14 protein-coding genes are annotated in these 13,954 nt (G+C 62.1%); 7 read left to right on the forward strand and 7 right to left on the reverse strand.

The window, feature by feature from the left end; translation table 11 throughout:
- Positions 1–2: 2 nt before the first annotated feature.
- Positions 3–1,511, reverse strand: coding sequence for a leucyl aminopeptidase (gene pepA, locus FBAL_RS16680; protein WP_013346763.1), 1,509 nt, complete (start codon positions 1,509–1,511; stop codon positions 3–5).
- A gap of 234 nt (positions 1,512–1,745) precedes the next feature.
- Here pepA and lptF point away from each other — a divergent pair, with 234 nt between their 5' ends.
- On the forward strand, positions 1,746–2,864 hold the full coding sequence (gene lptF, locus FBAL_RS16685; RefSeq protein ID WP_013346764.1) for an LPS export ABC transporter permease LptF: 1,119 nt from the start codon (positions 1,746–1,748) through the stop codon (positions 2,862–2,864).
- Positions 2,864–3,925: an LPS export ABC transporter permease LptG gene (gene lptG, locus FBAL_RS16690; RefSeq protein WP_041251852.1), complete on the forward strand. Its 1,062-nt coding sequence runs from the start codon at positions 2,864–2,866 to the stop codon at positions 3,923–3,925. The genes lptF and lptG overlap by 1 nt, the downstream gene beginning before the upstream one ends.
- A 63-nt stretch (positions 3,926–3,988) precedes the next feature.
- On the opposite strand, the gene FBAL_RS19715 is transcribed toward lptG, so the two are convergent.
- Positions 3,989–4,801: a general secretion pathway protein GspB gene (locus FBAL_RS19715; RefSeq protein WP_013346766.1), complete on the reverse strand. Its 813-nt coding sequence runs from the start codon at positions 4,799–4,801 to the stop codon at positions 3,989–3,991.
- A complete protein-coding gene (locus FBAL_RS16700; protein WP_013346767.1) occupies positions 4,801–6,339 on the reverse strand; it encodes an ExeA family protein in 1,539 nt (512 codons plus the stop codon). The genes FBAL_RS19715 and FBAL_RS16700 overlap by 1 nt, the downstream gene beginning before the upstream one ends.
- 107 nt (positions 6,340–6,446) lie before the next feature.
- Between FBAL_RS16700 and FBAL_RS16705 the strand changes: the two genes are divergently transcribed.
- The gene (locus FBAL_RS16705) at positions 6,447–7,670 is read left to right on the forward strand and encodes a multifunctional CCA addition/repair protein (protein WP_013346768.1); all 1,224 of its coding nucleotides are present in this window, start codon (positions 6,447–6,449) and stop codon (positions 7,668–7,670) included.
- Between the two features lie 60 nt (positions 7,671–7,730).
- On the opposite strand, the gene FBAL_RS16710 is transcribed toward FBAL_RS16705, so the two are convergent.
- From FBAL_RS16710 to folB, 3 genes are read right to left on the reverse strand one after another with little or no spacing between them, the layout of a single operon-like run.
- Positions 7,731–8,525 carry an undecaprenyl-diphosphate phosphatase gene (locus FBAL_RS16710; RefSeq protein ID WP_013346769.1) on the reverse strand — a complete coding sequence of 265 codons (795 nt, stop codon included), beginning with the start codon at positions 8,523–8,525 and terminating at the stop codon, positions 7,731–7,733.
- 25 nt (positions 8,526–8,550) lie between these two features.
- Positions 8,551–9,045 (reverse strand): 2-amino-4-hydroxy-6-hydroxymethyldihydropteridine diphosphokinase, encoded by a 495-nt coding sequence (gene folK / locus FBAL_RS16715; RefSeq protein WP_013346770.1) that lies wholly within the window; start codon positions 9,043–9,045, stop codon positions 8,551–8,553.
- A gap of 1 nt (position 9,046) precedes the next feature.
- The gene (gene folB, locus FBAL_RS16720) at positions 9,047–9,403 is read right to left on the reverse strand and encodes a dihydroneopterin aldolase (RefSeq protein ID WP_013346771.1); all 357 of its coding nucleotides are present in this window, start codon (positions 9,401–9,403) and stop codon (positions 9,047–9,049) included.
- A 119-nt stretch (positions 9,404–9,522) separates the two neighbouring features.
- Between folB and plsY the strand changes: the two genes are divergently transcribed.
- Complete coding sequence (gene plsY, locus FBAL_RS16725) at positions 9,523–10,125, forward strand: glycerol-3-phosphate 1-O-acyltransferase PlsY (protein WP_013346772.1); 603 nt, start codon at positions 9,523–9,525, stop codon at positions 10,123–10,125.
- A 31-nt stretch (positions 10,126–10,156) separates the two neighbouring features.
- On the opposite strand, the gene tsaD is transcribed toward plsY, so the two are convergent.
- Positions 10,157–11,173: a tRNA (adenosine(37)-N6)-threonylcarbamoyltransferase complex transferase subunit TsaD gene (tsaD, locus tag FBAL_RS16730; RefSeq protein WP_013346773.1), complete on the reverse strand. Its 1,017-nt coding sequence runs from the start codon at positions 11,171–11,173 to the stop codon at positions 10,157–10,159.
- 232 nt (positions 11,174–11,405) lie between these two features.
- On the opposite strand from tsaD, the gene rpsU reads away from it, so the two are divergent.
- The 3 genes from rpsU (at position 11,406) to dnaG (ending at position 13,954) form a co-directional block, all read left to right on the forward strand.
- Positions 11,406–11,621 (forward strand): 30S ribosomal protein S21, encoded by a 216-nt coding sequence (gene rpsU / locus FBAL_RS16735; RefSeq protein WP_013346774.1) that lies wholly within the window; start codon positions 11,406–11,408, stop codon positions 11,619–11,621.
- A gap of 2 nt (positions 11,622–11,623) precedes the next feature.
- Positions 11,624–12,067 (forward strand): GatB/YqeY domain-containing protein, encoded by a 444-nt coding sequence (locus FBAL_RS16740; protein ID WP_013346775.1) that lies wholly within the window; start codon positions 11,624–11,626, stop codon positions 12,065–12,067.
- A gap of 99 nt (positions 12,068–12,166) precedes the next feature.
- Entirely contained in the window at positions 12,167–13,954 is a 1,788-nt protein-coding gene (gene dnaG / locus FBAL_RS16745; RefSeq protein WP_013346776.1) for a DNA primase, read from the forward strand.

Consider the following 13,954-nt stretch of genomic DNA (forward strand, 5'->3'; position numbering starts at 1 on the left):
CGTTACTCTTGTTCCATCACACCAGCGCGGTTGATCAGGAATTGGGTCAGGCTCGGCACCGGACGACCGGTGGAACCCTTGTCCTTGCCGCTGTTCCAAGCGGTACCGGCCACATCGAGGTGGGCCCAGTGGTACTTCTTGGCAAAGCGGGACAGGAACGCGGCCGCGGTGATGGTGCCCGCCGGGCGACCACCGATGTTGGCCATATCGGCGAACGGGCTTTCGATCTGCTCCTGGTACTCGTCCCACAGCGGCAGGCGCCAGCAGCGGTCACCGGAGGATTCACCGGCGTTGAGCAGCTCGTGGGCCAGCGCGTTGTGGTTGGACAGCAGGCCGGAGGCGTGCTTGCCCAGCGCGATAACGCAGGCGCCGGTCAGGGTGGCGGTGTCGATCACCAGCTCCGGATCGAAGCGTTCGACGTAGGTCAGCACGTCACACAGCACCAGACGGCCTTCGGCGTCGGTGTTGAGCACTTCGATGGTCTGGCCGGACATGGAGGTGAGGATGTCACCCGGGCGATAGGCCTTACCGTCCGGCATGTTTTCACAGCCGGCCAGGATGGCAATCACGTTGATGGGCAGATCCAGTTCGCACAGGGCTTTCATGGTGCCGATAACACCGGCCGCACCACCCATGTCGTACTTCATCTCGTCCATGCCTTCACCCGGCTTGAGGCTGATGCCGCCGGAATCGAAGGTCAGGCCCTTACCAATCAGCACCAGCGGCTTCTGCTCGGAATCCGGCGCGCCCTGGTACTTCATGATGGTCATCATGGATTCGTTTTCGGAGCCACGGCCTACCGCCAGGTAGGAGTTCATGCCCAGATCGGCCATCTCCTCCTCGCCCACGATCTGCACGGTCAGCTTTTTGTACTGTTCCGCCATCTGGCGGCCCTGGCTGGCCAGGTAAGCGGGGTTACAGATGTTCGGCGGCATGTTGGCCACGTCGCGGCACAGCTTGGTGCCGGCGGCCACGCCAAGGCCGTGATGGATGGCTTGCTCACCTACGGTCAGGTCACGACGGGTGGGCACGTTGAACACCATCTTGCGCAGAGGACGACGGGTCTCGTCCTTTTTGCTCTTCATCACGTCGAAGGTGTAGAGGCTGGACTGGGTGGTTTCCACCGCCTGGCGAACTTTCCAGTAGGTGTCGCGGCCCTTCACGTGCAGCTCGGTCAGGAAGCAGACCGCTTCCATGGAACCGGTTTCGTTCAGGGTGCTGATGGTTTTGGCGATGATCTGCTTGTACTGGCGCTCGTCCAGTTCACGCTCTTTGCCACAGCCGACCAGCAGGACGCGCTCAGACAGGACATTGGGAACATGGTGCAGCAACAGCACCTGGCCCGGCTTACCTTCCAGATCGCCACGGCGCAGCAAGTTGCTGATATAACCGTCACTGATCTTATCCAGTTGCTCCCCTACCGCTGACAGGCGGCGCGGCTCAAACACTCCGACTACAATGCAGGCACTGCGTTGCTTTTCTGGACTGCCGCTTTTTACACTGAACTCCATGGCGTCTCCCGGTTCTTAAAGACATTGCCTTTTTATTGTTGGATAATGATCCCTTTGTTGACGCTTGGGCTGCCGAAATCGGTGGCCTTTGAACTCTCAGGATAGTCCGTCAGGACTACGTTTCTCGGCTCTCAAGGGCCCTGGGATTGTTCAAAAAGTATCAAAAGTAACTAGTTTACTTAAAAAACAAGCTGTTTCCAGAGAAATTACAAGTTTACTAAGCGGACACCGGCCTTGATCATCTTTAGGTACCTGCTGAAAGAAGCCCTCCGAGCGCAAATCGCGGTCCTGGCTGTACTGGTGACCATCTTCATCAGTCAGCAATTTGTCAGAATTCTGGCCGACGCGGCCGAAGGCCAGTTTCCCGGAAAACTGGTCGCCACGCTGCTGGCACTTAACATGCCGGAGCTGCTCTCCCTGATCCTCCCCCTTTCGCTGTTTCTGGGCGTTATGATGGCCCATGGGCGAATGTACGCCGACAGCGAGATGACGGTGCTGCACGCCGTCGGTGTGTCGGAGTGGTACGTCACCCGGGTAACCCTGGTTCTGGCCTTTATCATGGCTCTGATCTCCGGCATCACCGCCATCTACGTCGCCCCCTGGGCCAAGGAAACCGAGTACCAGGTGCTGGAGAAAGCCGAGTCCGAAGCGGGCCTGGCGGCACTGGTGCAGGGCCGTTTCCAGCGCGCCGCCAACGGCAAAGCGGTGATCTACGTTGAGGGCCTGTCCAAGGGCAAACTGGACACCGTTTTTGTGGCGCAGTTGCCGGAGAAGGATGACCCGGAAGGGGAAACCGCTCTGGTACTGGCAGAAGGCGGCCGCATTGTGGAAGGCTCCGACGGTTCCCAGCGCCTGCAGTTGCTGGACGGCAACCGCTTCAGCGGGGTGCTGAACCAGAAGGAGTACAACCTGGTGCAGTTTGGCGAGTATGAGATGGAGATTAAGTCTCAGGAAGCCGCGCACAAGCGCCGAAAACTGTCGGCCTACTCCATGTCGCAACTGTTTGAAGAGGGCAGCCCCCACGCCTGGGCCGAAATCCACTGGCGTCTGGCGGTGCCGATTGCGCTGCCGCTGCTGACCCTGATTGCCGTGCCCATGTCCCGAGTGAATGTGCGCCAGGGCAAGTTCGCCAAGATGCTGCCCGCGATCCTGATCTACCTCGGTTACTTCGGCCTGCTGATGGCGGGTCGTAAGGCGATTGAGAACGGCGCCATCCCGCCGCAGTTGGGACTGTGGTGGATCCACCTGGCGGCGTTGGTGATCGGCATTGTGTTGATTGGACGGGGTCGCCCGGCCTGGCGTAAATGGGTGCACGCCCTGCGCTGGAACCGCAACAAGGAGGCGGCCGCATGATCCGCATCCTCGACCTCTACATCGCCCGCACCATCATCAACACCTCGGCGCTGTGTCTGCTGGTGCTGACCGGCCTGTCCGGCCTGATTAAGTTCGTTGACCAGCTTCGCCTGGTGGGCCGCGGTGATTTCACCACCTGGGACGTGGCGCTGTACGTGCTGTTCCTGGTGCCCCGCGACATCGAGATGTTCTTCCCCATCGCCGCCATGCTGGGGGCGCTGATCGGCATGGGCATGCTGGCCTCCAGCTCTGAGCTGGTGGTGATGCAGGCCGCCGGCCTCTCCCGTCTCAATATTGCGGCGTCGGTGATGAAAACCGCGGTGCCACTGATGATCATCGCCATGCTGATTGGCGAGTATGTGGCCCCGGTATCGGAGCAGACTGCCCGTGAGATGCGCGCCCAGAAGACCTCCGGGGGCAGCCTGATCAGCTCCAGTACCGGCACCTGGGCCAAGGACGGCGAGCTGTTCGTCAACATCACTGAGGTGCAGGATGCCAGGACGCTCAAGGGCGTCACCATCTACCGCTTTGATGGCGACAACCTGCTGCGCGAGATCACCTTCGCCGAACAGGGGCTGTATGACGGCAAAGCCTGGCGCCTGCTGGACGTAACCGAAACCGATCTGACCGATGAGCAGGTCTCCACTCTGGACCGCGATGAACTGCGCTGGCCTTCCAGCCTGACGCCGGAGAAGCTGCAGGTGGTGACGGTGAAACCGGAGGGCCTCTCCATCGAGGGCCTGATCGATTACGTCGACTACCTGAAGGCCAACCGACAGGACACCACCCGCTATGAGCTGGCGTTGTGGCGAAAGGTGGCCCAGCCCATCACCGTTGGGGTGATGATGATGCTGGCGCTCTCCTTTATCTTCGGTCCGCTGCGCACGGTGACCATGGGCGCACGGGTGCTGTTGGGGGTGATCACCGGTTTCAGCTTCTACATCGCCAACGAGATCTTTGGCCCGATGAGCCTGGTGATGGGGCTTCCCACCTTCCTGGGGGCGATGCTGCCCAGTATCCTGTTTGCCATCGCCGCGTTTGCCCTGCTGCAGAGGCGATAGCCCCGGATTCAGGCACAAAAAAAGCCCCCGCATGTCGGGGGCTTTTTGCATTCAGAGCGCCGCTTACAGGCTGCCCAGCGCCGGTACCCGGAAGCGTTCGCCGTCCATCTCCAGCACCACCTCGTTGGGGAGGATCTCGGCCACGGTCAGGCCCGCTGCCGCCTCATCGCCCTCCTGCAGTTCGCGGCCATTGGCACGCAACCAGCGGTTGGCCGGGTCGGTGGCGTAGACGTGGGCGGTGATCTCCACATCCGGCAGGCGCTTCTGGAACGCCCAGGGCATCTGCCCCAGCTTGGGCAGGTCTTCGCTGCGCACCTGGGCAGGTGGCTGGGCTGGCGCTTCCACCACCAGTGTATCCCGCTCGTCCACCACCGGGGTGGGCCGATTGGGCTCAATCAGGGTGTCCTCGCCCATATCCGCCAGCGCCTGCTCCAGCGCCGCCAGCAGGGCCGGATTGGTGGCTTCAGCGGTGGGTTCCTGTGCCGGTTCAGCTGAGGCGGAAACCCCGGCATCGCGGGTCACTTCGACGGGCCGATCCAGCCCCTCAATCGTCAGCTCAGTCACCTGGGCCAGGGTCGGCTTAGGCGCCGGTTGGCTGCGCACCGGCTCAGCCACCTGCAGCGGCGTTGGCACCGGCAGAGAAACGGTGTCGGCCAGCGTCAGCTGCGGCGGCTGAGCCGCCGCCACCGGCGCACTGTCCGGCTGGCCGGGCAGGGTCAGATAACCCAGCGCCGCTCCCACTGCGAGGGTCACCACCGGCAGGCCCCAGTGCCACGGCAGCGCGCGCTTGCGCCGGCCCGGCATCACCGGCGCCAGGGCCGGGTCCTGGGATTCCAGCTGGCGGGAACGACGTACCGCATCCAGTAACATCGACATCAGTTGCCCTCCTTCAGACGGGGGCCATCCACCGCCGCCAGCAGGCTTAAACGTTCCAGGGTCTGGCGTCCGGCCAGGCCATCAATGTCCAGCCCCTGCTGACGCTGGAACCCACGCAGGTCCGCTTCCAGTTGACGGTCGAAGCCACTGAGCAACCGGGCCGGGCGCTGCTGCACCTGAGCCAGCCGGTTCTCCAGCCACTGCACCTGGGCACTGGCGCTGTCCGGGCCAATCAGCCCCGGCAGGCCGGAAGGCGGTGCCCACAGTACGGTGTAACGCCCCCGGTAGTGCTGGTTCAGCCAGTCGGCGGAAGCCCAGAACTGCTGTTCGCCCAGCGCCATTCGGTACTGGTCACCGTCCTGCTCCAGCAGGGCGGCGTAAAACACCCGGTTGTTGTCGTCCGCCAGGTTCACCACCGCCGGGCGGTCCAGCGCCAGAAGCTGTTGCAGGTCACCCCGGGCGGCTTCGCAGGCCAGCCCTTGTTGTTCGGCAAAGCGACAGGGCATCTCCGCCGGGACCGGTTCACCCCAATGGTGAAACAGGGCCTGGAAGGCGATCAGCTCGCGCCCCTGGGTCGGGATCCATTGGCTCAGGTCCAGTTCGGGGGTCACCGCCACCGGGGCGGCCACCTGGGCTTCCGCCACCGGCGTCAGCGCACGTACCAGGCCAAAACCCAATGCCGCGGTCAGCACCGACACCGAGGCCACCGCCAGCCAGGGGCGCCCCTTGGGCTTGGCGTCCAGCACCTCCACCGCCGCGTTGGCCACATCGTCGCCATCAATCATCGGTTTCTGGGCGCCGAAGCCCCCCATCAGAGCCCGCTCCGCCAGCAGGTTAATCAAGCGGGGGACTCCACCGCTGTAGCGATGCAGCGCCTTGATGGCGGAGGACTTAAACAGCGGCTGACTGCGCCCGGCCACGTGCAGACGGTGGGCCACGTACGAGGCGACCTCATCGGGCACCAGCGGCAGCAGGTGGTAACGGGCGGTAATGCGCTGGGCCAGCTGGCGCAGTTCCTGCCGTTTCAGCAGCGCCTGCAGCTCCGGCTGGCCAATCAGGATCACCTGCAAAAGCTTGCGGGTGTCGGTTTCCAGATTGGTCAGCAAGCGCAGCTGCTCCAGCACTTCCGGTTTCAGGTGCTGGGCCTCGTCAATCACCATCACGGTGCGACGGCCTTTTTCGTGGTTGGCCATCAGGAAGGCACTGATGCAGTCGGTCAGTTGCTTCAGCGTCGGTGACTCGGGATAGGCAATCTTCAGCTCGTCACAGAGGGTGGCGAGCAGCTCCGCCTCGGTCAGCGCCGGGTTGAGAATAAAGGCCAGATCGGTGTCGTCCGGCAGTTGCGCCAGCAAGCTGCGGGAGACGGTGGTTTTGCCGGTGCCAACCTCGCCGGTCAGCAGCACAAAACCGCCGTTTTCACCCAGTCCATAGGTCAGGTGGGCCAACGCTTCGCGGTGGCGGTCACTCAGAAACAGGAACGCAGGGTTGGGTGCGATGGAGAAGGGGCTCTGCGTGAACCCATAAAACCCTTTATACATGGCGGTCCAAAGCATTATCAGGGAACGGCCTCAAGGTACGGACTCCGCCATGGCTTGTCAAAAGCCGACCGGCCTATAATGGCGGTTCTGAGAGATAAGGAGTCCCTGTGCAGATCTACCTGGTTGGCGGCGCTGTCCGCGATGAACTTTTGGGCCTGAAGGTCAAAGACCGCGACCACCTGGTGGTGGGCGCCAGCGCCGAGCAGATGAGTGCACTGGGCTATCGCCAGGTGGGCAAGAGCTTCCCGGTGTTCCTGCACCCCAAAAGCGGTGAGGAGTACGCCCTCGCCCGCACCGAAAAGAAGGTGGGCCACGGCTATGGCGGCTTTGACTTCGATGCAGCGCCAACGGTGACGCTGGAGGAGGATCTGATCCGCCGCGACCTGACCATCAACGCCATGGCCCGGGATGAGCAGGGGGTGATCCACGACCCCTACAACGGCCGGGCGGACCTCGATGCCCGCCTGCTGCGCCACGTCTCCGATGCGTTTGTGGAAGACCCGCTGCGGGTGCTGCGGGTCGCGCGCTTTGCCGCCCGTTTCCATGGCCTGGGCTTTACCGTGGCAGACGAGACGCTGGCACTGATGCAGCAACTCAGTGACAGCGGTGAGTTGGATTACCTGAGCGCCGAGCGGGTCTGGCAGGAGACCGAGCGCGCCCTGGGCGAACCGCACCCGGAGGTCTACTTTGAGGTGCTGCAGCGCTGCCACGCCCTGCCCCGCCTGTTCCCGGAACTGGCGGCACTGAGCGGTGTGCCGCAGCCTCCCCAATGGCACGGCGGCCTCGACGCCTGGCAGCACACCCTGATGGCTCTGCAGCAAGCGGTCGCCCTCGGTGCCAGCGGTGCCGAACGCTTTGCCGTGCTGGTGCATGACCTGGGCAAGGGGCTGACTCCAGCGGAACAGTGGCCACGCCACATCGGCCATGAACACGCCAGCATCAAGCCGGTTCAGGCCCTGTGTCAGCGTCTTCGGGTGCCCAACGAGTGGCGCGAGCTGGCGCTGCTGGTGGCGGAGCTGCACCTGAAAGTGCACCGCGCTGAAGAGCTGAAACCCGCCACCCTGGTGCGGCTGTTTGATCAGCTCGACGGCTGGCGCAAGCCGGAGCGTTTCGCCCAGGTGCTGCGCTGCTGCCAGTGTGACGCCCAGGGTCGGCCGGGCCAGACCGAAGCCCCCTACCCGGCCGCCGACTACCTGCAGGCGGCGCTGGCCGAAGCCAATCAGGTGGCAGTAAAAGCGGTGGTGGCCGATGGCTTTACCGGCGCCGCCATCCGCGATGAACTGAGCCGCCGACGCATCGACGCGCTGGCCCAGTGGAAAGCGGCCCGTTAACGGCCGCCCGGATGCAAAAAAGGGACGCCAATGGCGTCCCTTTTTGATTGCCGCTGTGCCTTACACAAAGAAGGCGAACAGCACCGCGGCGAGGCCGAGGCGGTAGATCACAAACGGCTTCATGCCCATCCGGCCAATGGCCTTCAGGAACAGGTGGATACAGGCGTAAGCGGAGACAAACGCCAGGCCGGCACCCAGCAGCAGCGGGAACCAGTCCACCGGCTGCGGCTCTTTCACCAGGGTCAGGGTCTCGTAGCCCACGGCGGCCGCAGTGATCGGAATCGACAGCAGGAAGGAGAAGCGGGCTGCGGCCATGCGGGTGAAGCCCAGCAGCAGCGCGGCGGTGATGGTGGCACCGGAACGCGAGGTACCGGGGATCAGCGCCAGCATCTGGGCCAGGCCCACCAGCAGCGCCAGTTGCCAGGTGACGTCCGCCACTTCCCGTCGCTCACTGGCGGTGGCATCGGCGTACCACAGCAGCAGACCGAAGATCAGCGTGGTGGTGGCGATCACCGTGGTAGAGCGCAGGGAGGTGGAGATGATGTCGTTAAACAGCAGCCCTGCCAGACCGGCCGGAATGGTAGCCAGAATGATGTACCAGGCCAGCCTGCTGGTGTCGCTGTGTTCTCCGGTCAGCGACACCAGCCAGTGGCGCAGCAGGTTGGAGATGTCTTGGCGGAAATAGATCATCACCGCCAGCAGGGTGCCGGCATGGGTGGCCACATCAAACGGCAGACCCTGATCTTCCCACCCCAACATCTGCGCAGGCAGGATCAGGTGGGCGGAGCTGGAGATGGGCAGAAATTCAGTCAGGCCCTGGATAATGGCGAGGATCGCCGCCTGGATCGGATCCACGAGACTAGCTCCTTGTTAAAACGGATTAAGAACGCGGCCAGGCAAAAGGCACCGGCCAAAGTTGTTGCTGGGTTTTATCGTAAGCCTGCCACAGTGCCCCAAGGGTGTGGGGCTGGCCCGGTGGCACCAGGTCCGGCGCCAGCTCGGCCAGGGGCCAGAGCACGAAGGCGTTATGGTAGATCTCCGGACGCGGCAACTCCACCGGCGATTGGCACTGCACTTCATCATAGAGAAGCAGATCAAGATCCAGTGTGCGGGGGGCAAATTTTTTCGCGCCCCGTTGCCGGCCATGGGCCTGCTCAATCGCCTTAAAGGTGGCCACCACCTCGCCGATGGGCTGGTCGGTTTCCGCCCGCGCCACCAGATTGAGGAAGTTGTCCCCCTCAAAGCCGACCGCTTCGGACTCGAACACGCTCGAAATAATGAGGTTGTGGTACTGCCGCGCCAGGTCATCCAGGCCGCGGCGGATGTGGGTGTCAGCCTCGATATTGCTGCCCAGGCTGATGTAGATGGTGGCCATATCAGAAGGTTCCGCGCTGGATCTGCACACCCACGGTACGGGCATTGGCCACCGCACCGGGCTTACTCACGCGAACCCGCACTCCGGCTACCTGGAACCGGGTCAGGATAAGGTCTGCCACTTTCTCTGCCACGGTTTCCACCAGCTCATGGGGGTGGTCCTGCACCAGGGCGGTCACCGCCTTGGACACGGTGTCGTAGCACAGCGCTTTGCTGTAATCGTCGGCGGCGGCGGCGGCGCGGTTGTCCCAGGCCATCTCCAGATCCAGCAACAGGGTCTGGCGGATCTGTTTTTCCCACTCAAATACGCCGATCACGGCCTGACATTCGAGCCCCTGGATAAATACCTGGTCGGTCATGTTGTTACTGGCGCTCCCGCTGAGGGTCGGATACCCTAGTTCGTCTGGACGGACGGGGCTTCATTCCCCGTTCGGGCGTCGGATGATAGCGTAACTGACTGGGGGAAAAAAGCGCAGAAATGGCGATGCTTATTGGGGCATTAACCCTGTTTGCCTACCTGCTGGGATCGGTTTCCAGCGCGGTATTGGTGTGCCGTATCTGGGGCTTACCGGACCCACGCCAGCATGGCTCCCACAACCCCGGCGCCACCAATGTACTTCGCCTTGGCGGCAAACTGCCGGCGGTACTGGTGCTGCTGTTCGACATCCTCAAAGGCACCATCCCGGTATGGGGCGGCTATTTTCTGGGCCTCGATCCACTGGCTCTGGCTCTGGTGGGTGCGGCCGCCTGCCTGGGCCACATCTACCCTCTGTTCTTTGGCTTTAAAGGTGGCAAGGGCGTGGCTACCGCCTTTGGCGCCATGGCCCCCATCGGCTGGGACATGACCGGTGCCCTGATTGTCACCTGGCTCGGTGTCGCCCTGCTGACCCGATACTCCTCCCTCGGCGCCATCGTCACCTGCCTGGTGGCGCCGGTGTACACCTACCTGTTCAAATCTCAGTACACCGCTTCGGTTGCCCTAGTGTGCGTGCTAATCCTGTGGCGCCACCGCGCCAACATCCTGCGCCTGTGGCGCGGCACCGAACCGAAACTGGGCCAAAAAAAACGCCCCGCCGAATAAACCGGCGAGGCGTTCATCATCTCAGGTTAAATCAGGCGGCGCCCGGCGCAGACAAGCTGTCCAGCGGCCAACGCGGCTGACCCTTCACCACCAAAGGCTGGGTTTCACCGGCTTTCAGGCGCTGCAGACCGGCGTAGGCGATCATGGCGCCGTTATCGGTACAGAACTCCGGACGCGGGTAGAACACCTCACCACCCCGGCTCTCCATCAGCTCCGCCAGTTGCGCCCGCAGGTGCACGTTGGCACTCACACCACCAGCCACCACCAGCCGCTTCAGACCGGTCTGCTCCAGTGCGCGACGACACTTGATGGCCAGGGTATCCACCACCGCATCTTCAAACGCGCGGGCGATGTCCGGCAGCGCCTCTTCACCGTGCGCCGCAATGGTGTTGGCGGCAAAGGTTTTCAGGCCGGAGAAGCTGAAGTCCAGGCCGGGACGGTCGGTCATCGGCCGTGGGAACTTAAAGCGACCGGGCGTGCCCTGTGCGGCCAGCTTAGCCAGCAGCGGACCACCGGGGTAATCCAGCCCCATCAGTTTGGCGGTCTTATCAAACGCCTCACCGGCAGCATCGTCAGTGGATTCGCCCAGCACCTGGTACTGGCCAATACCGTCCACCTGCACCAGCAGGGTATGGCCGCCTGACACCAGCAGCGCCACAAAGGGGAACTCCGGCGGGGTCTCTTCCAGCATCGGCGCCAGCAGATGCCCTTCCATATGGTGTACCGCCACCGCCGGGATGCCCCAGGCGTAGGCCAGTGAACGACCGGCGCAGGCGCCGACCAACAGCGCACCAATCAAACCCGGGCCCGCCGTGTACGCCACACCGTCCAGGCTGGACGGTTCAATATTGGCGTCCGCCAGGGCCTGGCGCACCAAAGGCACCAGTTTGCGAACGTGGTCACGGGACGCCAGCTCAGGCACCACACCACCGTAATCAGCGTGCAATTTCACCTGACTGTACAACGCGTGAGAGAGCAAACCCTGCTCATCATCGTAGATGGCGATCCCTGTCTCATCACAGGAGGTTTCTATCCCCAATACCCGCATGCTAAACTCTCGTGCTCTGGCCAAAGTGGCGCAATTCTAGCGCCGCTATCAGTACGACGCCAGTCACGCAAAGTAGCACCGTTCTGGTGTTGCTATCATCCTTAAGCCAGACAGGTACGTCACAGGCTTTACAAGGAGGCGAAGTTCAGAGTAGAATTTCGCACCATTTTGAATTGCGACTGCTCAAAGAATGACCAGTCGCCAACCGAAATTTTTTCGAGGTGAAAGGCAGATGCCGGTAATCAAAGTTCGTGAAAATGAGCCCTTCGACGTAGCCCTGCGTCGTTTCAAGCGTTCCTGTGAGAAAGCAGGCGTACTGTCTGAAGTACGTCGTCGTGAGCACTACGAGAAGCCCACCACTGCTCGCAAGCGCGCTAAAGCTGCCGCTTCCAAGCGTCAAGCTAAGAAGCTGGCTCGCGAAAACGCCCGTCGTACTCGTCTGTACTGATCATGTCTCTGATCGAGCAGCTTAAAGACGCCCAGAAGGCGGCCATGCGTGCCAAAGAAAAGGCACGCCTGGGCACCATCCGTCTGGCTATGGCCGCCATCAAACAGGTGGAAGTGGATACTCAAACCACCCTCGGCGAAGATGAGATCACTGCGGTGCTGACCAAAATGGTTAAGCAACGTCGCGACTCCATCAAGCAATACGAGGAGGCCGGTCGTCAGGATTTGGCCGATGTGGAAGCAGCCGAAGTGCTGGTTCTGCAGGAGTTTCTGCCCCAGCCGCTGAGCGAAGCTGAGCTGGACGCCCTGATTGAGAAAGCCATGGCTGACGCCGGCGCAAGCTCGATGCAGGACATGGGCAAAGTGATGGGCCTGCTGAAATCGCAGGTTCAGGGCCGCGCCGATATGGCCGTGGTGAGCAAAAAGATCAAGGCTCGCCTGGGTTAATCCCCCGCCCGTGATCACAGCAACAAGCCGTGCCTACTGCACGGCTTGCTTGTTTTGTGGTAAAGAATTGCGACATTTCCCCAGGAGGCACAACGACACGTGGCCGGTCGAATTCCAAGAGACTTTATCGATCAACTTCTTTCACGTCTCGACATCGTCGAGCTGATTGATGGCCGGGTGAAGCTGAAAAAAGCGGGTAAGAACTACCACGCTTGTTGCCCCTTCCATAACGAAAAAACCCCCTCTTTTACCGTCAGTCAGGATAAGCAGTTCTATCACTGCTTCGGCTGTGGCGCGCACGGCAACGCCATCGACTTCGTGATGGAGTACGATCGGCTAGAGTTTGTCGACGCGATTGAAGAACTGGCGGGACAGCTCGGCATCGAAGTGCCGAGAGAATCCAGCGGCACAGGCCGCACGGGTCGCGGCCCTTCGGGCGGCACCAGCAAACCCACTCCCAGCGTTAAGCTTGACGACCATTTTGCCCTGATGAACTGGGCCGCTCGCTATTATCAGCAGCAACTGCGTCAGCACCCTGAGCGGGAGCGGGTGATCGAATACCTCAAGCAACGTGGCCTTGACGGCGAGACCGTGCAACGGTTTGGCATCGGCTTTGCGCCCCCGGGTTGGGACAGCCTGCTGTCACAGCAGCGCAGCAACAACCAGGCGCAGAAGCTGCTGGCCGAGTGCGGCATGTTGATTGAGAAAGAGGGTGGCAAGCGCTACGACCGCTTCCGCGATCGCCTGATGTTCCCCATCCAGGATCGCCGCGGCCGGGTGATCGCCTTCGGTGGCCGGGTACTGGGCGACGACACGCCGAAATACCTGAACTCACCGGAAACCCCCATCTTCCATAAAGGGCGCGAGCTGTACGGCTTGTACCCGCTGCGCCAGGCCAGCCGCAACCCGGAGCGGGTTTTGGTGGTCGAAGGCTATATGGATGTGGTGGCCCTGGCGCAACACGGCATCGACTACGCCGTGGCGTCATTGGGCACCTCCACCACAGCCGATCACATTCAGGTGTTGATGCGTACAGCATCGAAAGAGGTGGTGTGTTGTTACGACGGTGACCGCGCCGGCCGGGAGGCCGCTTGGCGCGCACTGGAGACCGCCCTGCCGATGCTGAAAAGCGGCAAGGCGTTGAAATTTATGTTCCTTCCTGATGGCGAAGACCCGGATACCCTGGTGCGTCAGGAGGGCAAAGAGGCCTTTGAAGCCCGCATCGAGAAAGCGATGCCGCTGTCGGATTACCTGTTCAGTCACCTGAGCCAGGACGCCAATATGAGCAGCGATGAGGGCAAGGCCAGCTTTATCAATACCATCCGTCCCCTGATCGACCAGATCGGCGACGAGGTACTGAGAGAGACCCTGATCCAGCGGTTGGAAAAGACCCTGGGTTGGGGCGCACGGCAACATTTTCAGGCCCCCCGGGCCGTTGCCAAACCGCAGCAGAAAGCCCAACAGGGCCGCGGCACTCCGATTCGTCGGGCCATTGCGCTGCTGCTGCAGAACCCAAGACTGGGTTACCAGCTCGACCCTCAAGTGGCGGTGTTGCACCTGCCGTTGGGGGGCATCGCCCTACTCAAAGGGATGCTCGAAGCGTGTCGGCCAGCGCCGCTAACGACAGCACAGCTTCTGGAGCGTTACCGGGACAGCGATGATTACGGCACGCTTCGTAAGTTATTGAGCTGGAATATGGAGGTGGAGGAGCACCTCGACAAAGAGTTTTTTGACTGCCTGCAATGGTTAAACCAGCGCTTTTTAGAGCATCTGTCTGAAACTCTGCAGCAGAAAGCCCGCGACGGCTCCATCACCGTCGAGGAAACGAGGAAGTTGTCCGACGTGCTGACAATACTCAAGCGGTCGCCGAAGGCTAGCGGCCACTAG

The sequence above is a fragment of the Ferrimonas balearica DSM 9799 genome (genome assembly GCF_000148645.1).
In the GTDB taxonomy this organism is placed as follows: Bacteria; Pseudomonadota; Gammaproteobacteria; order Enterobacterales; family Shewanellaceae; genus Ferrimonas; species Ferrimonas balearica.